Origin of the sequence: Escherichia sp. MOD1-EC7011 (genome assembly GCF_002965005.1) — a bacterium.
In the GTDB taxonomy this organism is placed as follows: Bacteria; Pseudomonadota; Gammaproteobacteria; order Enterobacterales; family Enterobacteriaceae; genus Escherichia; species Escherichia ruysiae.
The window spans coordinates 168433-187665 of sequence record NZ_PTRD01000010.1 but is presented as its reverse complement, the minus strand read 5'-3'; the positions used below and the strand labels follow the sequence as shown (position 1 = coordinate 187665).

Below are 19233 nucleotides of genomic sequence, written 5' to 3'. Positions count from 1 at the left end.
TTCAACTAATACGCTGCTGACTCTGTCCCCAACACCAGATATTTTCCCTAACCCGATAGTGTATGAGAAAAGATTTAACGCTGATAAACTAATCCTTTATGGTTAGGAGAAAAAAATAATGTGATTATTCTGAGCTCTTAACATTGATCATTATCAATTAAAATCACAAAGTGAAAAATTAAAAGTGGACTGATATTTATTATCATCTGAAATTAATTTCATTTAAGCGACAATTATTTGTGATATTCATTCCAGAAAATAAAAATAACATTATCGTTATACACTTTAATACATATCGCAACTGATATAATTTCATCAGTTGCTATTTATGAAAATTAGCTGTGACTGCGATTGAAAGAAACGTATCAGGATGAAGCGTTGCACTTCATCCTGAACGATCATTTTACCAGCGCGTTAATGACGGTTTCCATCGCCTGTTTTTCCAGTTCACTACGTTGAATGCGTTTATTGGCTAAAGCCGTGCGTAATACGCCAGCGATGACAATATGTTTTGGTTCCTGTCCCAAATCGCGCATTTCCAGCACAACTTTACCGACTACCCTGCACATCTCGCGGTACAGTTCGTCATCTTTTGTTCGATTTCCCATTCTTTATACCTATTTATCATGCCAACTATCAGCATATATCAATCTAATCAATTAAACAAAAACCAAATAAAATCATATAAATAACGCGATAAATTATTTTGACTGTAGCGATTGAGCGATGGTGTATTTATACACCTGATGAACATACACTCCTCCCCACTCTGGCGACCTCACCTCCAGATGTTGCGCAAACAACGAAGTTTTTGCGTAATCTTTTCCCAGGAACGTTAAATCTTTGATAACAATTTATTGTCTGGCGACTTGTATATTTTTTGAAACGCTGTTTTTGTTTTCCTTTTGGATTAATTTCAGCGTATAATGCGCGCCAATTGACTCTTGAATGGTTTCAGCACTTTGGACTGTAGAACTCAACGACTCAAAAACAGGCACTCACGTTGGGCTGAGACACAAGCACACATTCCTCTGCACGCTTTTTCGATGTCACCTATCCTTAGAGCGAGGCACCATCACTTTCGTAATACCGGATTCGCTTTCCGGCAGTGCGCCCAGAAAGCAAGTTTTTCCTATCCTTCTCAACTTAAAGACTAAGACTGTCATGAAAAAGACCAAAATTGTTTGCACCATCGGACCAAAAACCGAATCTGAAGAGATGTTAGCTAAAATGCTGGACGCGGGCATGAACGTCATGCGTCTGAACTTCTCTCATGGTGACTATGCAGAACACGGTCAGCGCATTCAGAACCTGCGCAACGTGATGAGCAAAACAGGTAAAACTGCCGCTATCCTGCTCGATACCAAAGGTCCGGAAATCCGCACCATGAAACTGGAAGGCGGTAATGACGTTTCTCTGAAAGCAGGCCAGACCTTTACTTTCACCACTGACAAATCTGTTATCGGCAACAGCGAAATGGTTGCGGTAACTTATGAAGGTTTCACTTCTGATCTGTCCGTCGGCAACACCGTACTGGTTGACGATGGTCTGATCGGTATGGAAGTTACCGCCATTGAAGGTAACAAAGTTATCTGTAAGGTACTGAACAACGGTGACCTGGGCGAAAACAAAGGTGTGAACCTGCCAGGCGTTTCTATTGCCCTGCCGGCACTGGCTGAAAAAGACAAACAGGATCTCATCTTTGGTTGCGAACAAGGCGTAGACTTTGTTGCTGCTTCCTTTATCCGTAAGCGTTCTGACGTTATCGAAATCCGTGAGCACCTGAAAGCGCACGGCGGCGAAAACATCCAAATCATCTCCAAAATCGAAAACCAGGAAGGCCTCAACAACTTCGACGAAATCCTCGAAGCTTCTGACGGCATCATGGTTGCACGTGGCGACCTGGGTGTTGAAATCCCGGTTGAAGAAGTTATCTTCGCCCAGAAGATGATGATCGAAAAATGTATCCGCGCACGTAAAGTCGTTATCACTGCGACCCAGATGCTGGATTCCATGATCAAAAACCCACGTCCGACCCGCGCAGAAGCCGGTGACGTTGCGAACGCCATCCTCGACGGTACTGACGCAGTAATGTTGTCTGGTGAATCCGCAAAAGGTAAATACCCGCTGGAAGCTGTTTCTATCATGGCAACCATTTGCGAACGTACCGACCGCGTGATGAACAGCCGTCTCGAGTTCAACAACGACAACCGTAAACTGCGCATTACCGAAGCAGTTTGCCGTGGTGCGGTTGAAACTGCTGAAAAACTGGATGCTCCGCTGATCGTCGTAGCAACTCAGGGCGGTAAATCTGCTCGTGCAGTGCGTAAATACTTCCCGGATGCAACCATCCTGGCGCTGACCACTAACGAAAAAACTGCACATCAGCTGGTGCTGAGCAAAGGCGTTGTGCCGCAGCTGGTTAAAGAGATCACTTCTACTGATGATTTCTACCGCCTGGGTAAAGAACTGGCTCTGCAGAGCGGTCTGGCGCACAAAGGTGACGTTGTAGTAATGGTTTCCGGTGCACTTGTACCGAGCGGCACTACCAACACCGCATCTGTTCACGTCCTGTAATATTGCTTTTGTGAATTAATTTGTATATCCAAGCGCCCTGATGGGCGCTTTTTTTATTTAATCGATAACCAGAAGCAATAAAAAATCAAATCGGATTTCACTATATAATCTCACTTTATCTAAGATGAATCCGATGGAAGCATCCTGTTTTCTCTCAATTTTTTTATCTAAAACCCAGCGTTCGATGTTTCTTTGAGCGAACGATCAAAAATAAGTGCCTTCCCATCAAAAAAATATTCTCAACATAAAAAACTTTGTGTAATACTTGTAACGCTACATGGAGATTAACTCAATCTAGAGGGTATTAATAATGAAAGCTACTAAACTGGTACTGGGCGCGGTAATCCTGGGTTCTACTCTGCTGGCAGGTTGCTCCAGCAACGCTAAAATCGATCAGCTGTCTTCTGACGTTCAGACTCTGAACGCTAAAGTTGACCAGCTGAGCAACGACGTGAACGCAATGCGTTCCGACGTTCAGGCTGCTAAAGATGACGCAGCTCGTGCTAACCAGCGTCTGGACAACATGGCTACTAAATACCGCAAGTAATAGTACCTGTGAAGTGAAAAATGGCGCACATTGTGCGCCATTTTTTTTGCCTGCTAATTACTGCTATTGCGTCGCGCGTAACATATTTCCCTGCTCAGGCTCGCCATTTTGAGCTGACTCAACTGCGGGCGAGTTGCTGACATGTGCCGTTCCATTGCCTACCGCGACCGGATATCCCGCCCGACGATATAAGGCTTTATCCACCAGTTTCTGATCAACAGCCTGATTATCTTTGAATTGCGTAAAGCCAACAGGCAGTTTGTACGGCATCGTCTGAACGTTCTGCTGTTCCTCTGCCGACAGGGGGCGATGTACTTCCACATAACGCATTCCGTTCAGTTCTACAGAGTATTTCACCGGTTCGTTGATCACTTTCACCGGCGTCCCCGTCCGCACGCTGGAGAACAAGGCTTTAATATCCGGTGCGTTCATACGAATACAGCCCGAACTGACGCGCAAACCGACGCTGTCCGGCGCACTGGTGCCATGAATGAGATATTCGCCATTGCCGTGCGCCAGGCGCATTGCGTAGCGTCCTAGTGGGTTATTTGGCCCGGCAGGAACGACTGGCGGTAATTTAATGCCACGCTCCAGCGAACGCTGCCGAATACCAGCGGTCGGTGTCCAGGTAGGGTTAGGGATTTTCTGCCCAACCCGCGTTTCCATCACTGGCGTTTCCAGCCCCTGCAAGCCAATGCCTATCGGATAGACCTGCACGATATTTTCTCCTGGCGGATAATAATAAAGACGCAGCTCGGCAAGGTTAACGATAATCCCCTGACGCGGCGCATCAGGTAATAACAGTTGTGAAGGAATCGTTATCGTCGTACCTGGTTTTGGCACCGGGGCGATCGTGTTATTGGCTTCCAGAATCAACATTGCCGCAGTATCAAAACGTCGGGCAATGGCCTGAAGGTTTTTATCCCCCTCTTGCACCGTATACGTTTGATTTTGCCCAACCAGTCGGCTGCCGGTTGGTGGGAGTGGATAATCTACCGCCCAGGCAGCGTGTATGGCGCTAAACGCGCCGATAAGGGTCAGTGTAAGCAGAGACGCGCGTTTCATTGTAAACCTCCTGTATTTGCCGGAGACTCACGCTAAGACGTCGGATGGTGCTTTTGCTTACCTGAAGCCGAAACACTCCTGTGCTGGTCAGAGTAAACATCGACCATCCGGCAATGTGAGTCATCCAGATGAAAGCTGTTCCTTTAGTTTAGCTAAGTGCAGCGGCTTTAGCGCGGATTGCACGAATCATCGCTTCCAGACCTTGTGAACGAGATGGGGTGAGATGCTGAGCAAGCGCCATTTTTTCAAACCACGGGCGCACGTCAAAATTAACAATATCCTGCGGCGTCATCTGGTCATAGAGAATAAAAACAACCGCAATAAGCCCTTTCACAATGGCGGCATCGCTGTCACCCTGCAATTCAATAATTCCCTGCGCATTCTGGCGCATTACAATCCATACCTGACTCTGACAGCCCTGAATACTATTTTGCGGGTTTCTGTCTTCATCGCGTAATTCCGGCAGACGCTGACCCAGTTCAATAATGTAGAGATATTTCTCTTCCCAGTTGGCGCAGCGTAAAAAATTACGCAGCAATTTTTCTTTATCCGGCAATACAGCCATAGAGCCTCCCTGTTATCCCAGCAGACGATGAATGCGTTGCAATCCTGTCACCAGACGATCCACTTCTTCATGGGTGTTATACATAGCCAACGACGCCCGACACATAGCCGGAACGTTATAAAACGCCATCAACGGCATCGCGCAGTGATGGCCGGTACGCACAGCGATACCGTAGTTATCAAGAAAACTGCCAACATCATAGGCATGATGTTTACCGAGATTAAAGGCGATAACGCCAAGTCTGTCCGGTGGCCCATACAGAGTAAGATCCGGCACTGCTGTCAATTGTGACAGCGCGTAATGCATCAGATTCTGTTCGTACTCAGCAATGTTGTTAAGCCCCAGAGCTGATACATACTCCAGCGCCGCACCAAGACCAATAATGCCCCCCGTATTGGGCGTGCCGGCCTCAAACCGCCACGGCGCTTTGGTCCAGGTAGTACCTTCGCTAAGGCTGACGGTGGCAATCATAGACCCGCCCCCTTCCCACGGCGGCATCTCCTGCAACAAGGCTTCTTTAACATAAAGAATGCCAATGCCGGTGGGGCCATACAGTTTATGCCCGGAAAAAACGTAGAAGTCGCAATCCAGCGCCTGCACATCCACCGGATGATGCATCACTGCCTGAGCGCCATCCACCAGCACTTTTGCGCCATGCTGGTGCGCAAGTGCGATCATTTCCGGCAGCGGATTTTCCGTCCCCAGCACATTAGACACGTGAGTAATCGCCAGCAGGCGGGTTTTCTCATCAAACAAATTAGGCAACGTCTCAAGTTGCAGCGTGCCGTCCGGATTAAGCGGGATCACCCGCAGCTCTGCGCCAACGCGCGCGCAAAGCATCTGCCAGGGAACAATGTTAGCGTGGTGTTCCATCTGACTGATGATGATGTTATCGCCTGCCCGCACGTTGCTATTGCCCCAGCTATTGGCGACCAGATTGATCCCTTCCGTCGTGCCACGGACGAACACCAGCTCTTCCGCCGAACGGGCATTGATAAACAGCGATGCACGCTTACGCACGTTCTCCATTTTCTCGGTCGCCTGGGCGCTTAACGTATGAATACCGCGATGCACCGCCGCGTAGCCGTGACGATAAAACTCAGCCTCGGCGTCAATCACCTGGCTCGGTTTCTGCGCACTGGCGGCGCTGTCGAGATAAGCCAGCGGCAAACCGTTCACCTCACGCGAGAGCACCGGAAAATCGGCCCGTACCTTCTCAACGGAAAAAGTCATCTTGCACCTCCCGGCAGCCGTTGGCCGATTCGAGCCAGCACCTGCTGTTTAAGACCCTCATCGCGCAAGGCTTCCGTCAGTTCGGCGGCAAAGGCATAGATGATCATCTGCTGGGCATCCTGCTGATTGATCCCGCGAGAACGCAGATAGAACATTTGCTCATCATCAATACGCCCGACCGTTGCGCCGTGGCTGCATTTCACATCATCGGCATAAATTTCCAGTTGCGGTTTGGTATCCACTTCCGCCAGCTTGCCCATCAGCAGATTATTATTGGTCATCTGGCCGTCAGTCTTGATGGCATACTGCGCGACATTAATCAAACCATTAAATACCGCGCGCCCTTTGTCGCTGACGATAGTTTTGTGCAACTGGCGGCTGTTACAAAAACCTTTATTGTGTTCCAGCCAGGTGCGGGTATCGCACACTTCATTTTTCACCGGCATCGCCAGGCTATTAATCCGCAGCGTACTGTTTTCGCCATTAAGTTGCGTACTGGTGTTGTGCCGTAACACGGCGCCACCAAGCAGAAAACTGTGGCTAGATGCGGTGGCATCGTCTGCCAGCAGCAAATCGTTATGGGCAAAGTGGTGACTGACCGGGTTTTCAAACGCCAGCTTGATATGCTGCAAGTGGGCGTTCGCTGCGACGTTAATAGTGAAGCGCGCGCCGGTAAAATGGCGGGCATCATTAAGGCTGACAAAATGTTCAATCACCGTCGCTTCCGCGCCTTCCGCCAGTTCCAGATGATGGCGATAATGGGCAGTGTTCACCTCTTCACCTGACACGCCCTGGGTAATATGCATTAACAGCAATGGCTTTACAGGCCGTTGACCGCGCTTCACCGCAATATGCGTAACGCTTTGCGCCAGGCTTTCCGTCAGATGCAGAAACACTTCTGGCTGAATAGCATCGGGCAGCCCCTGGCGTTCGTCGTTTATGCTCACGTCATATCCGCTGCCTTCAGTTGCATCGCTCAGTGCTGGCATGTAACGTCCATCGACAAACACCAGTCGCACGGCGTCTAACGTTATGGCTAAGGCATCACGCTGCTGTGGGGATATCTCCCCCGTAATGCTGACAAACTGTCTATTGGTCAGCCCTTCCAGCGGCGTATATTTCCAGTGCTCATGTTTACGGGTCGGCAGACCGGTACGCAGCAATTGTTGTAAATGCTGCTGCGCTTGCGGGGAGCGTTTTGCCCCTTCAGCCTCAAACAAGTGATGCCACTGTTGCAGCACGTTACTGCTGTTCACTAAGCCAGCCATAACCCTGCTCCTCCAGTTGTTTGACCAACGTGAAATCGCCGGATTTCACAATTCGTCCCTGATACAGCACGTGGACGTAATCAGGCTTGATGTAGTCGAGAATGCGTTGGTAGTGCGTAACAATGATGAATGAACGCTTGCCGTCACGCAGCGAGTTCACGCCATCGGCAACCACTTTTAATGCGTCGATATCCAGCCCGGAGTCCGACTCATCAAGAATGCATAACTCCGGCTCCAGCACTGCCATTTGCAAAATATCGTTGCGCTTTTTCTCGCCACCGGAAAAACCAACGTTAACCGAACGGGTTAATAAATCTTCCGGCATCTTCAACAGGGCGATTTTCTCTTCCATCAAATCCTGAAAATCGAAGCGGTCGAGGGTTTCCTGACCGCGATAACTACGCACCGCATTGAGCGCCGTTTGCAGGAAAAACTGGTTACTGACGCCAGGGATTTCCACTGGATACTGAAAAGCCATAAAGATCCCTTCGCCTGCACGATCTTCCGGCGACAGTTCAAGCAAATCTTTGCCTTTAAACTCCACCGTGCCGCCCGTCACTTCATAATCTTCTCGCCCGGCAAGCGTTGCCGATAAGGTACTTTTGCCCGAACCGTTTGGCCCCATAATGGCGTGAACTTCGCCGGGACGAACGTCGAGGCTTAATCCGCGCAGGATAGCTTTATCTTCCACGCTGACGTGTAAATCTTTAATACTTAACATGTTTATTCCTTATCCGACGCTGTGTTCAAGACTGATGGCGAGGAGTTTTTGTGCTTCAACGGCAAATTCCAGCGGCAGTTCCGAGAACACGTCTTTGCAGAAACCGTTAACAATCATCGAGATGGCGTCTTCTTCGCTGATCCCGCGTTGCAGGCAGTAAAAGAGCTGATCTTCACCAATACGCGATGTCGTTGCCTCGTGCTCCAGTTGTGCGCTGTTATTGCGACATTCGACATACGGGAAGGTATGCGCCCCGCAATTAGCGCCAATCAGCATTGAGTCGCACTGAGTGAAGTTGCGCGCATTGGTTGCCGTCGGCATGATTTTCACCAGGCCGCGATAGCTGTTCTGGCTGTGTCCGGCAGAGATCCCTTTCGAGATAATGGTCGATTTGGTGTTCTTACCGATGTGGATCATCTTGGTGCCGGTATCAGCCTGCTGATGACCGCTGGTCAGCGCCACCGAGTAGAACTCACCGATAGAGTTATCGCCGCGCAGAATGCAGCTTGGGTATTTCCACGTAATCGCTGAACCGGTTTCCGATTGCGTCCACGACATTTTGCTGTTTTCGCCTTCGCACAGAGCACGCTTGGTGACGAAGTTGAGAATACCGCCGGTGTTGTTATCGCCAGGGAACCAGTTTTGCACCGTGGAATATTTCACCTCGGCGTTTTTATGGATGATGACTTCCACCACCGCCGCGTGTAGCTGGTAGCTATCACGCACTGGTGCGGAGCAGCCTTCAATGTAGCTGACGTAGCTGTCTTCGTCGGCTACCAGAATGGTGCGCTCAAACTGCCCGGTTTTTTCTGCGTTAATACGAAAATAGGTGGAAAGCTCCATCGGACAGCGCACGCCTTTAGGTACATAAATAAACGTACCATCGGAAGCCACCGCCGCATTGAGCGCAGCAAAAAAGTTGTCATTCCCAGGCACCACGGTGCCGAGATATTTCTTCACCAGCTCCGGGTGCTCATGAATCGCTTCGCCAAAGGAACAGAAAATGATCCCCTGCTCCGCCAGTTTTTCGCGATAAGTGGTGGCAACCGAAACAGAATCGAAAATGGCATCCACCGCCACCTCTTTGCCTTCCCGCACCGGTACGCCCAACTGCTCAAATGCCGCTTCAACCTCTTTACTTAAAAAAGCGTTTGCGCCGGTTTGTTGCACCGCGCCCGGTTCAGAAACACAGGTGTCATCGCAGTTACCACATGAAGGCGCGGAGTAATAGCTATAATCCTGATAATTCAGCTTATCGTAGTGCGCCTTCAACCAGTGCGGCTCTTCCATCTCCAGCCATGCACGAAAGGCGTTGAGACGAAACGCCAGCATCCACTCCGGTTCATTACGCTTCGCCGAGATTGCGCGCACCACCTCTTCGTTTATGCCCTTAGCCAGCTCATCAGTGGCTAACTGGGTGAAGAATCCTTCTTTATAATTCAGCGAGCCGCCAGTCCAGGTTTTGACATCGTCAGTTGCTTCAGTATTACGAGACATAGTACCGCCTATACCCCGAAGCTTTCGCCACAGCCACATTCATTCTGGGCTTTCGGGTTGTGAAATTTGAATATCTGATTGAGTCCTTCGCGAACGAAATCGACTTCCGTGCCATCAATAAACGGCATTGCTTGTAGCTGGACATACAGCTTCGCGCCGTCGTGTTCAAACAGCAGATCGTCTTTGTCCGGCTTGCTAACACTGTCGAGTACATAGCCAAAGCCCGCGCAACCCGTTTGCTTCACGCCTAAGCGCACGCCGACCATACCTGGCTGCTTTGCCACCAGCTCGCGGATGTGCACCGCCGCTGCGGGTGTCAGCGTTAAGCCTTGCCAGGCGAAATCCTGTGGATTAAAGGTTCCTGAATGCATGTCCATCGATTTACCTCACTTCATCGCTTTCAGCGTATAACAGCATGTTAGTGATAATGATTATCAGTTCAACCCAACAAACGCAGGGGCTTTACCGTAAAACATGCTTTTTGCCTGCATTTAATAAGCATAGACCCTGATGTGCGGCTTAACAGGCACGCTAAGAATTAGGTATCTCATTGTTAGTTAATGATTATTACTGGAGGACATTTAAGACTGTGATGGAAAAGAAAAAGTTGTATTGAAAATGACTATTTAAGAGATAGGTAAAAAAGCGGCTCGTTCAGAAATAAGAAAACCCTTAAGTCTGTTCAACACAGACTTAAGGGTTTCTACCCCATCCGGCGCTTATCTCCGGCACTCACAGTGGCTTAGCTCTTGAAGGGGCGATAAGAATAATCTCATAAAGCTAAGCCAGCGTTTTAACACAACCTGCGATTTGTATTCTTTTTAAACAAAATCAAGCGGGTAAAAATGGGAGAAGTCAGAAGAAAGTCGTCAGACCTGGACTGGAGTTAATCCAGGTCGATGGGGCACACTAACTGCGTTCAGCCAGAATCAATGCACGCCCAAACGCCAGGCAAAGTAGATTTCTTCTTTTAATTCAGCAGAAGAGAGAGTAAGCAGATCAGCGAATTCAAGTTCTAGTTGTTTCAGACGTTTGAGATATTGGGCAGGTGAAAGATTGCTCTGGTCACGGCGTAAAAATTCAATGGCCAGTTGGGTGGGATCAAGTTGAGTAGACATAGCATCCTCGCTTTTAGACAAGACCTGCACAGTATACCACCGTTTACTGTGCAGATAATAACCAACGGCAATATGCGTCACACTTTTCTGGTGACAACGTCACAAAATAGCGGTCGTCAATCGTGACGAACAGCACAAACGCTCTTTCTCATCGAATATTTCAATCTGCCAGACCTGATGACGTGAACCAAGATGCAGCGGTTTGCAAACGCCGCGAACTCGCCCTTCTCGCGCTGATCGAACATGGTTAGCATTGATTTCCAGACCAACGACTTTTTGCTCACCTTCGGTACATAAATAACCGGCAACGGAGCCAATACTTTCGGCCAGCACCACGGACGCACCGCCATGCAGCAGCCCGAAAGGTTGCTTTGTCCGCGAATCTACCGGCATTGTCGCTTCCAGAGTGTCATCACCAATATGTTCAAAGCGAATATCCAGCAATCCCACCATGTTTCCATCACCCATGGCATTCAGTGCTTCCAGGGTGATTTTACGTTTCCATATCATTTAATAATCTCCAGTAATGCCTGCACAGGATGGCGTACCCCCGTACCTTCAACCCGTTTTACCTGACTACGGCAGGAATATCCGGTCGCCAGACAGCGATTTCGCGGCAGACGCTGCATCGCCTGATGCCAGGATAACTCATAGATCCCAAGCGAGTTTTTATGATTTTTCGCTTCATGTCCGTAAGTCCCCGCCATACCGCAGCAACCCACACTGACATTTTCCAGCTTCGCGCCAAAACGGGCAAATATCGCGGCCCATTGTGCTGGCGCGCCCGGCAAGGCGGTGACTTCGGTACAGTGACCAAAGAAATACCACGGTTCACCGCTGACCGCAGCCACTGGCTGTGACTCAAGTACGCTTGCCAGCCATTCATTCGCCAGCAGAACGTTAAACTCGCCGCGTTCCTCGCCGAGAGTGAGTTTGTATTCGTCGCGATAACAAAGTACCAGCGCCGGATCGACACCCACCATTGGCATTCCCAGCTTCGCCATACGGTTGAGAAAATCCGCCGTCTTTTTCGCCGTCTTCGCAAAACGATTGAGGAATCCTTTGATGTGCTGGGCTTTACCATTTGGTGAAAATGGCAACAGTACCGGCTGGAAACCTAATTTTTCGACCAGACGCACAAAATCCGCCACCACTTGCGCATCGTAATAGCTGGTGAAAGGATCTTGCACCACCAGCACCGTGCGCGCTTTCTGCTCGACATTGAGAGCTTCAAGCTGTTCCAGCGTCATGTTTGCCGAGCGATGCCCCACCATTTGTTGTTGCAGCGACGGCACCGAAAGCAGCGGCAAGTCGACCATGCCGATATGTTTTTTCGACAGTTTGCGAACCAGAGGCTGGTTAATGAAGAAGTTAAAGGTCTTTGGCGCTCGCGCCATCAGCGGCGCATAACTTTCGACCGTCGCCACAAGATGGTCACGCAGCGGGCGTAAATAACGGGTATGATAGAGTTGCAGGAAACGAGAGCGGAACTCTGGCACATCTATTTTGATAGGGCACTGGGTCGAACAGGCTTTACAGGCCAGACAGCCTGACATCGCCTCTTTCACTTCGTGGGAGAAGTCATATTCGCCTTTATTTGCGTGCCAGCTATTGCGCGTGCGGGCAATTAACGTCCGCAAACTGGCTCGCGATTCCGGCAGTTCTTGTTCCAGTTTTAGAGGATCAACACCACGGTCAGCCAGCAAACGCAGCCATTCACGCACCAGCGTTGCGCGCCCTTTCGGTGAATGAATCCGGTTCTGGGTGATCTTCATCGACGGGCACATGGGGCTGCGGGCATCAAAGTTGAAGCATAAACCGTTGCCGTTACACTCCATCGCACCGCGCCACTGCTGGCGTACCGCGATGGGGATCTGCCGATCAAATGTACCGCGCTTTACCGCGTCCACTTTCATCATCGGCGCGTCGAGACCTTCTGGCGGGCAAATCTTTCCTGGGTTGAGTCGGTTATGCGGGTCAAATGCCGCTTTCACTTTGCGCAGTTCTGCAAAAAGTTCCTCACCGAAAAACGCCGGGCTGTATTCGGCGCGAAAACCTTTGCCGTGCTCGCCCCACAACAAACCACCGTATTTCGCAGTCAGCGCCACCACGTCATCAGAAATTTGCTTCATCAACATCTCTTGTTGCGGATCGCACATATCCAGCGCCGGACGAACGTGCAAAACCCCCGCATCGACGTGACCAAACATACCGTAGCTTAAGCCGTGACTGTCGAGCAGCGCGCGAAATTCAGCAATATAATCCGCCAGGTGTTCTGGCGGCACGCAGGTATCTTCGGCAAACGGAATTGGCTTAGCGGCGCCTTTAGCATTGCCAAGCAGGCCAACAGCTTTTTTGCGCATCGCATAGATACGTTCAACACCCGCCAGCTCGCGGCACACCTGCCAGCCAATGACACCTGCTTGCTGACTAGCGATAAGTTCGTCCAGCCGCGCACAGAGTGCATTTACCCGCTCGTCAATCAGCGCCTCATCATCACCAGCAAATTCCACAATGTTCAGTCCGAGCATCTCTTTGTCGGGCACATCGGTAATCAACTCACTGACGGAATGCCAGACGATATCTTCCCGCGCAAGGTTCAGCACTTTAGAATCCACCGTCTCAACTGAAAGCGCGCGCGCCTCAACCATAAACGGCGCGTTACGCAGCGCGGAGTCAAAAGAGTCATATTTGACGTTCACCAGACGGCGCACTTTCGGCAAGCGAGTAATATCCAGTCGCGCTTCGGTAATAAAGGCCAGCGTCCCTTCTGAACCCGTCAGAATGCGCGTCAGGTCGAACTCGGTCATCTCATCGTTAAAGACATGACGCAGATCGTAACCGGTAAGAAAGCGGTTAAGTTTGGGAAATTTGTCGATGATTAACTGCCGTTGCTGACGGCAGCGTTGATAAACCGTTTTATAGATACGCCCGATAGCTGTATTGGTTTTGCCCAGCGTTTCCGCCAGCTCGACGGGTAAAGGTTGCGTATCGAGAATATCCCCCCCCAACAACACTGCCCGCACGCCGAGCACGTGATCTGACGTTTTGCCATAGACCAGCGAGCCCTGACCGGAAGCATCGGTATTGATCATCCCGCCGAGCGTTGCCCGGTTGCTGGTCGAAAGTTCTGGTGCAAAAAAGTAGCCGAACGGTTTCAGGTACTGGTTAAGCTGATCTTTAATAACCCCCGCTTCAACGCGCACCCAGCCCTCTTCAGGGTTAATTTCGATGATGCGGTTCATATGACGGGACATATCAACAATAATCCCCTGGTTGAGCGCCTGACCGTTAGTGCCGGTGCCGCCACCGCGCGGGGTGAAGATCAACGATGAATAGCGTTCCTGCGCAGCCAGACGGGCGATTAATGCCACATCTGCGGTCGAACGCGGAAATACCACTGCGTCGGGGAGAAGTTGGTAAATACTGTTGTCGGTCGACATTGTCAGACGATCGGCATAACTTGTCGCCGTATCGCCGGTAAAACCCTGTTGCTCCAGCTCTTGCAAAAAATTAAGCACCAGTTGAACGACGCCGGGTGCCTGGGAAATCTGTGGAATCATTATATTGACCCTTTCCTGCGGTCTGTGATGTAGGTCGATACACAGTTCTTTCAGGCTGCTGCAATAGCGCACTGAAAGGTGATGTATGTTTACTCTATGGATTTCGAGTTGCGGGAAGGCGGCAAGCGAGTGAACGCCAGGAACTTACAAAAGTAAGTGACTGGGGTGAACGAACGTAGCCGCAGCACATGCAACTTGAAATACGACGAGTAAACCGTTTGCGTGTTGCCTGAATTGTTGTACCACATTTTTTTCTTACACGCCCATCAGAATTAAGGGCAGAATCGGCCTGTTAAAAACCGCTGAAATTGCTCATCATTATGCAGGTGAGTTTCGCGTGTTCACGTCGCGTCGACGATTTGACGCACAAAAAAGGTGAAAAGTAGTTATGGTAAATGTTCGTCAGCCCAGGGATGTCGCACAAATTCTGCTTTCGGTGCTGTTTTTAGCCATCATGATTGTGGCATGTCTGTGGATTGTTCAACCCTTCATTCTCGGCTTTGCGTGGGCCGGTACGGTGGTTATCGCTACCTGGCCGGTATTGTTACGCTTGCAAAAGATCATGTTTGGTCGCCGTTCGCTCGCCGTTCTGGTGATGACGCTGTTATTAGTGATGGTGTTTATCATCCCTATCGCCTTATTGGTTAACAGTATCGTCGATGGCAGTGGGCCGTTGATTAAAGCCATTTCCAGCGGCGACATGACGTTACCCGATCTGGCGTGGCTTAATACCATTCCAGTGATTGGTGCGAAGCTGTATGCAGGCTGGCACAATTTGCTGGATATGGGGGGTACGGCGATCATGGCGAAAGTCCGTCCTTATATTGGCACCACCACCACCTGGTTTGTTGGGCAGGCGGCGCATATCGGGCGCTTTATGGTGCATTGTGCATTAATGCTTCTCTTCAGCGCCCTGCTGTACTGGCGCGGTGAACAGGTAGCGCAAGGCATTCGCCATTTTGCAACTCGTCTGGCAGGCGCTCGCGGTGATGCCGCAGTCCTGCTGGCGGCGCAGGCTATCCGCGCGGTGGCGCTGGGTGTAGTGGTAACAGCGTTGGTGCAGGCGGTACTTGGCGGTATCGGTCTGGCGGTATCCGGCGTTCCTTACGCAACGCTGCTGACGGTGTTAATGATCCTCTCCTGCCTTGTCCAGCTTGGCCCGCTGCCGGTGTTGATTCCGGCGATTATCTGGCTCTACTGGAGCGGTGATACCACCTGGGGCACGGTATTGCTGGTGTGGAGTGGTGTGGTTGGCACACTGGATAACGTGATTCGCCCGATGTTAATTCGCATGGGCGCCGATTTACCGCTGATCCTGATCCTCTCCGGGGTTATCGGTGGTTTGATTGCCTTCGGGATGATTGGTCTGTTTATTGGTCCGGTTCTGTTAGCCGTTTCCTGGCGTCTGTTTGCTGCGTGGGTGGAAGAAGTCCCGCCACCGACTGACCAGCCGGAAGAAATTCTCGAAGAACTGGGCGAAATTGAAAAGCCGAATAAGTAACTCTCTCATCAGGCGGCTCTGCCGCCTGATTGTTAAACATCGCTAATTGATATTTCATTTCTCAACCTCGTATTTCCCTGCTTACCTCCATTCAGCTGGTAGTACCTGTCGCAAATTCTTTACAGTTTTTAAACTAATGAGACGAATCTGATCGACGCAAAAAGTCCGTATGCCTACTATTAGCTCACGGTTATAAATCAACATATTGATTTATAAGCATGGAAATCCCCTGAGTGAAACAACGAATTGCTGTGTGTAGTCTTTGCCCATCTCCCACGATGGGCTTTTTTTTAACATTTTTCCGTTTCCTTACCTCGCCATTCATTCTTTCCAATAATGTTGCACAAGATACTGTGACTCTCTTCAAGCCGTTAGCAGGCTGATAATGTTATTTATATTTTATTCTATTTTTTGATGCAGCCATTACCTATGAACGCTTATGAACTCCAGGCACTACGCCATATTTTTGCCATGACTGTTGATGAATGCGCGACCTGGATTGCCCAGACAGATGACAGCGAAAGCTGGCGGCGGTGGGAAAATGGCAAAAGCGCCATTCCTGATAGCGTCGTTGAAAAATTGCTGGCTATGCGTCAGCAAAGAAAAAAACATCTTCACGCCATCATAGAGAAAATAAATAACCGCATCGGCAATAACACCATGCGTTTTTTCCCTGACTTAACCGCGTTTCAACGTGTCTACCCTGACGGCGATTTTATTGACTGGAAGATTTATCAATCAGTAGCCGCAGAATTATATGCGCACGATCTTGAACGCCTTTGTTGATATTTTAACGGGAATCAATAGCCATTATTACAAGAATAATGACCGAATATTGACGCAATATCGCCACATTTTTTAAAACACAGTTGCTAAGTGGATCTTATGAAAAATCCCTATTTCCCTACCGCGCTGGGGTTGTATTTCAATTACCTGGTGCATGGTATGGGCGTCATTTTGATGACCCTGAATATGGCCTCGCTGGAGACGCTTTGGCATACCAATGCGGCAGGTGTCTCGATTGTTATCTCATCATTAGGCATTGGTCGGTTAAGCGTCCTGTTTCTTTCTGGCTTATTATCCGATAGATTCGGTCGCCGACCGTTTATCATTCTCGGTATGTGCTGCTATATCGCCTTCTTTTTTGGCATCCTGCACACCAATAACATCATTATCGCTTATGTTTTTGGCTTTCTGGCCGGAATGGCAAACAGTTTTCTCGATGCAGGTACTTATCCCAGCCTGATGGAAGCCTTTCCTCATTCACCGGGTACAGCCAATATTTTAATTAAAGCGTTTGTTTCCTGCGGACAATTTTTATTGCCGTTAATCATTAGTTTGTTGGTATGGGCCGAACTGTGGTTTGGTTAGTCTTTTATGATTGCCGCAGGCATTATGATTATTAACGGTCTGTTTTTATACCGCAGTACCTTTCCACCGCATCCGGGTCGTCGCTTACCGGCAGTAAATAAAACAACCACTTCGGGGCATCGCTGCTCAATAATCGATTTAGCCAGTTATACCTTATATGGCTATATCTCAATGGCAACGTTTTATCTGGTCAGCCAGTGGCTGGCACAATACGGACAATTTGTCGCTGGCATGTCATACACAATGTCGATCAAATTACTCAGCATCTACACCGTGGGATCGCTGCTTTGCGTATTTATTAGTGCACCGCTCATTCGTAAAGCGATTCACCCGACAACATTGTTGATGCTGTACACGTTTATCTCATTTATTGCCCTGCTCACCGTTTGCCTGTATCCCATATTTTATGTGGTAATAACATTTGCTTTCGTTATTGGTTTTACCTCCGCTGGAGGCGTTGTACAAATTGGCCTGACGTTAATGGCTGAACGTTTTCCCTACGCTAAAGGTAAAGCAACCGGGATTTATTACAGTGCGGGAAGTATTGCAACCTTTACCATTCCGTTGATTACGGCTCATCTATCACAAAGAAGTATTGCCGATATTATGTGGTTCGATACTGGCATCGCTGCCGTCGGTTTTTTACTGGCGCTGTTTATTGGCTTACGCAGCCACAAGGAAACACAACATCCATCGCTAAAGGGAAATGTCGCCACGGGCGGGTAATGCAATATTATTTTCAGGACATGCAAGATCTTACGGATAAATTAATCTTTCTGCACTAATTAAGGGAAATCACGATCCAAAACAAACTATCTCATGCAATATACCTGGAAACATAAACTTTATGCCATGTATCCGGAGAAAATCATCTTCAGTATAGTGATTATGTAAACCGTCGAAGAACAATACGTACAGTAACAAAATTATCTTTCAGCAAGGAGCTGTGAAAATGTCTCAAAATAAGGCTTTCAGCACGCCATTTATCCTGGCTGTTCTTTGTATATACTTCAGCTATTTCCTGCACGGCATTAGTGTTATTACACTTGCACAGAACATGTCATCTCTGGCAGAAAAATTTTCAACGGACAACGCGGGTATTGCTTATTTAATTTCCGGTATTGGCTTGGGTCGCCTGATCAGTATTTTATTCTTCGGTGTAATCTCCGACAAATTTGGACGGCGCGCAGTCATATTAATGGCAGTAATAATGTATCTACTGTTCTTCTTTGGTATTCCCGCTTGCCCGAATTTAACGCTCGCTTACTGTCTGGCAGTGTGCGTAGGTATCGCTAACTCGGCGCTGGATACCGGTGGTTACCCGGCGTTGATGGAATGCTTTCCGAAAGCCTCCGGGTCGGCGGTAATACTGGTTAAAGCAATGGTGTCATTCGGGCAAATGTTCTATCCAATGCTGGTGAGTTATATGCTGCTGAATAACATCTGGTACGGCTATGGGCTGATTATTCCTGGCATCCTGTTCGTACTGATCACGCTGATGCTGTTGAAAAGCAAATTCCCCAGCCAGTTGGTGGACGCCAGCGTTGCCAATGAATTGCCGATAATGAACAGTAAACCGTTAGTCTGGCTGGAAGGTGTTTCGTCGGTACTGTTCGGTGTTGCCGCATTCTCGACCTTTTATGTGATTGTGGTGTGGATGCCCAAATATGCAATGGCATTTGCCGGTATGTCGGAAGCCGAAGCATTAAAAACCATCTCTTATTACAGTATGGGTTCGCTGGTCTGTGTCTTTATATTTGCCGCGTTACTGAAAAAAATAGTACGCCCCATCTGGGCTAACGTATTTAACTCTGCACTGGCAACGGTAACTGCCGCCATTATATATCTCTACCCTTCTCCGCTAGTGTGTAATGCCGGAGCCTTTGTTATCGGTTTCTCAGCGGCTGGCGGCATTTTACAACTCGGCGTTTCGGTCATGTCAGAGTTTTTTCCCAAAAGCAAGGCCAAAGTCACCAGTATTTATATGATGATGGGCGGTCTGGCTAACTTTGTTATTCCACTGATTACCGGTTATCTGTCAAATATCGGCCTGCAATATATCATCGTTCTCGATTTTACTTTCGCGCTGCTGGCCCTGATTACCGCGATTATTGTTTTCATTCGCTATTACCGCGTATTCATTATTCCCAAAAATGATATCCGGTTAGGCGAACGTTATTTTAAACACAATTAAGCACAGAGGTTAA

General features: G+C 49.0%; 16 protein-coding genes, 1 other RNA gene and 2 pseudogenes. 8 read left to right on the top strand and 11 right to left on the bottom strand.

Annotated elements, in window-relative coordinates; all coding sequences use genetic code 11:
- Positions 1-398: 398 nt before the first annotated feature.
- Complete coding sequence (gene fumD, locus A7098_RS04855; protein WP_000528337.1) at positions 399-608, bottom strand: fumarate hydratase FumD; 210 nt, start codon at positions 606-608, stop codon at positions 399-401.
- Positions 609-962: 354 nt separating this feature from the next.
- Between fumD and A7098_RS24130 the strand changes: the two genes are divergently transcribed.
- The 3 genes from A7098_RS24130 (at position 963) to lpp (ending at position 3124) form a co-directional block, all read left to right on the top strand.
- On the top strand, positions 963-1157 hold the full coding sequence (locus A7098_RS24130; RefSeq protein WP_242664678.1) for a hypothetical protein: 195 nt from the start codon (positions 963-965) through the stop codon (positions 1155-1157).
- 7 nt (positions 1158-1164) lie between these two features.
- Entirely contained in the window at positions 1165-2577 is a 1413-nt protein-coding gene (gene pykF / locus A7098_RS04850) for a pyruvate kinase PykF (RefSeq protein WP_010346010.1), read from the top strand.
- Between the two features lie 310 nt (positions 2578-2887).
- Positions 2888-3124 (top strand): murein lipoprotein Lpp, encoded by a 237-nt coding sequence (gene lpp, locus A7098_RS04845; RefSeq protein ID WP_000648420.1) that lies wholly within the window; start codon positions 2888-2890, stop codon positions 3122-3124.
- 63 nt (positions 3125-3187) lie between these two features.
- Here lpp and ldtE read toward each other — a convergent pair whose 3' ends face one another.
- From ldtE to A7098_RS04795, 10 genes are all read right to left on the bottom strand, one after another.
- On the bottom strand, positions 3188-4189 hold the full coding sequence (gene ldtE / locus A7098_RS04840; protein ID WP_105280425.1) for a L,D-transpeptidase LdtE: 1002 nt from the start codon (positions 4187-4189) through the stop codon (positions 3188-3190).
- 148 nt (positions 4190-4337) lie between these two features.
- Positions 4338-4754, bottom strand: a complete 417-nt coding sequence (gene sufE, locus A7098_RS04835; protein WP_000279732.1) for a cysteine desulfuration protein SufE — start codon at positions 4752-4754, stop codon at positions 4338-4340.
- A gap of 12 nt (positions 4755-4766) precedes the next feature.
- Positions 4767-5987 (bottom strand): cysteine desulfurase SufS, encoded by a 1221-nt coding sequence (gene sufS, locus A7098_RS04830; RefSeq protein ID WP_000144611.1) that lies wholly within the window; start codon positions 5985-5987, stop codon positions 4767-4769.
- Entirely contained in the window at positions 5984-7255 is a 1272-nt protein-coding gene (sufD, locus tag A7098_RS04825; protein WP_105280424.1) for a Fe-S cluster assembly protein SufD, read from the bottom strand. Before sufD ends, sufS begins: the two co-directional genes overlap by 4 nt.
- Positions 7230-7976, bottom strand: a complete 747-nt coding sequence (gene sufC, locus A7098_RS04820; RefSeq protein WP_000948879.1) for a Fe-S cluster assembly ATPase SufC — start codon at positions 7974-7976, stop codon at positions 7230-7232. Before sufC ends, sufD begins: the two co-directional genes overlap by 26 nt.
- Before the next feature lie 9 nt (positions 7977-7985).
- Positions 7986-9473 (bottom strand): Fe-S cluster assembly protein SufB, encoded by a 1488-nt coding sequence (gene sufB, locus A7098_RS04815; RefSeq protein WP_024212343.1) that lies wholly within the window; start codon positions 9471-9473, stop codon positions 7986-7988.
- 8 nt (positions 9474-9481) lie between these two features.
- Positions 9482-9850, bottom strand: a complete 369-nt coding sequence (gene sufA, locus A7098_RS04810; RefSeq protein WP_105280423.1) for a Fe-S cluster assembly scaffold SufA — start codon at positions 9848-9850, stop codon at positions 9482-9484.
- 552 nt (positions 9851-10402) lie between these two features.
- On the bottom strand, positions 10403-10591 hold the full coding sequence (locus A7098_RS04805) for a YdiH family protein (protein WP_001296104.1): 189 nt from the start codon (positions 10589-10591) through the stop codon (positions 10403-10405).
- 99 nt (positions 10592-10690) lie between these two features.
- Entirely contained in the window at positions 10691-11101 is a 411-nt protein-coding gene (gene menI, locus A7098_RS04800; RefSeq protein ID WP_000637977.1) for a 1,4-dihydroxy-2-naphthoyl-CoA hydrolase, read from the bottom strand.
- The gene (locus tag A7098_RS04795) at positions 11098-14154 is read right to left on the bottom strand and encodes an FAD-binding and (Fe-S)-binding domain-containing protein (protein WP_105280421.1); all 3057 of its coding nucleotides are present in this window, start codon (positions 14152-14154) and stop codon (positions 11098-11100) included. Before A7098_RS04795 ends, menI begins: the two co-directional genes overlap by 4 nt.
- Before the next feature lie 388 nt (positions 14155-14542).
- Here A7098_RS04795 and ydiK point away from each other — a divergent pair, with 388 nt between their 5' ends.
- The 5 genes and pseudogenes from ydiK to A7098_RS04770 all read left to right on the top strand — a co-directional run bounded on the left by ydiK (position 14543) and on the right by A7098_RS04770 (position 19233).
- Positions 14543-15655 carry an AI-2E family transporter YdiK gene (gene ydiK, locus A7098_RS04790; RefSeq protein WP_105280420.1) on the top strand — a complete coding sequence of 371 codons (1113 nt, stop codon included), beginning with the start codon at positions 14543-14545 and terminating at the stop codon, positions 15653-15655.
- Between the two features lie 186 nt (positions 15656-15841).
- Positions 15842-15949, top strand: an RNA gene (gene rprA, locus A7098_RS04785) — antisense sRNA RprA.
- Between the two features lie 135 nt (positions 15950-16084).
- A complete protein-coding gene (locus tag A7098_RS04780) occupies positions 16085-16441 on the top strand; it encodes a YdiL family protein (RefSeq protein WP_105280476.1) in 357 nt (118 codons plus the stop codon).
- Positions 16442-16540: 99 nt separating this feature from the next.
- Positions 16541-17752 (top strand): annotated as a pseudogene (locus A7098_RS04775) (MFS transporter).
- Between the two features lie 226 nt (positions 17753-17978).
- Positions 17979-19233: pseudogene (locus A7098_RS04770) on the top strand (MFS transporter).

Coding starts and splice junctions, on each gene's coding strand:
- fumD (WP_000528337.1), bottom strand. CDS start 608: ATGGGAAATCGAACAAAAGATGACGAACTGTACCGCGAGATGTGCAGG.
- pykF (WP_010346010.1), top strand. CDS start 1,165: ATGAAAAAGACCAAAATTGTTTGCACCATCGGACCAAAAACCGAATCT.
- lpp (WP_000648420.1), top strand. CDS start 2,888: ATGAAAGCTACTAAACTGGTACTGGGCGCGGTAATCCTGGGTTCTACT.
- ldtE (WP_105280425.1), bottom strand. CDS start 4,189: ATGAAACGCGCGTCTCTGCTTACACTGACCCTTATCGGCGCGTTTAGC.
- sufE (WP_000279732.1), bottom strand. CDS start 4,754: ATGGCTGTATTGCCGGATAAAGAAAAATTGCTGCGTAATTTTTTACGC.
- sufS (WP_000144611.1), bottom strand. CDS start 5,987: ATGACTTTTTCCGTTGAGAAGGTACGGGCCGATTTTCCGGTGCTCTCG.
- sufD (WP_105280424.1), bottom strand. CDS start 7,255: ATGGCTGGCTTAGTGAACAGCAGTAACGTGCTGCAACAGTGGCATCAC.
- sufC (WP_000948879.1), bottom strand. CDS start 7,976: ATGTTAAGTATTAAAGATTTACACGTCAGCGTGGAAGATAAAGCTATC.
- sufB (WP_024212343.1), bottom strand. CDS start 9,473: ATGTCTCGTAATACTGAAGCAACTGACGATGTCAAAACCTGGACTGGC.
- sufA (WP_105280423.1), bottom strand. CDS start 9,850: ATGGACATGCATTCAGGAACCTTTAATCCACAGGATTTCGCCTGGCAA.
- A7098_RS04805 (WP_001296104.1), bottom strand. CDS start 10,591: ATGTCTACTCAACTTGATCCCACCCAACTGGCCATTGAATTTTTACGC.
- menI (WP_000637977.1), bottom strand. CDS start 11,101: ATGATATGGAAACGTAAAATCACCCTGGAAGCACTGAATGCCATGGGT.
- A7098_RS04795 (WP_105280421.1), bottom strand. CDS start 14,154: ATGATTCCACAGATTTCCCAGGCACCCGGCGTCGTTCAACTGGTGCTT.
- ydiK (WP_105280420.1), top strand. CDS start 14,543: ATGGTAAATGTTCGTCAGCCCAGGGATGTCGCACAAATTCTGCTTTCG.
- A7098_RS04780 (WP_105280476.1), top strand. CDS start 16,085: ATGAACGCTTATGAACTCCAGGCACTACGCCATATTTTTGCCATGACT.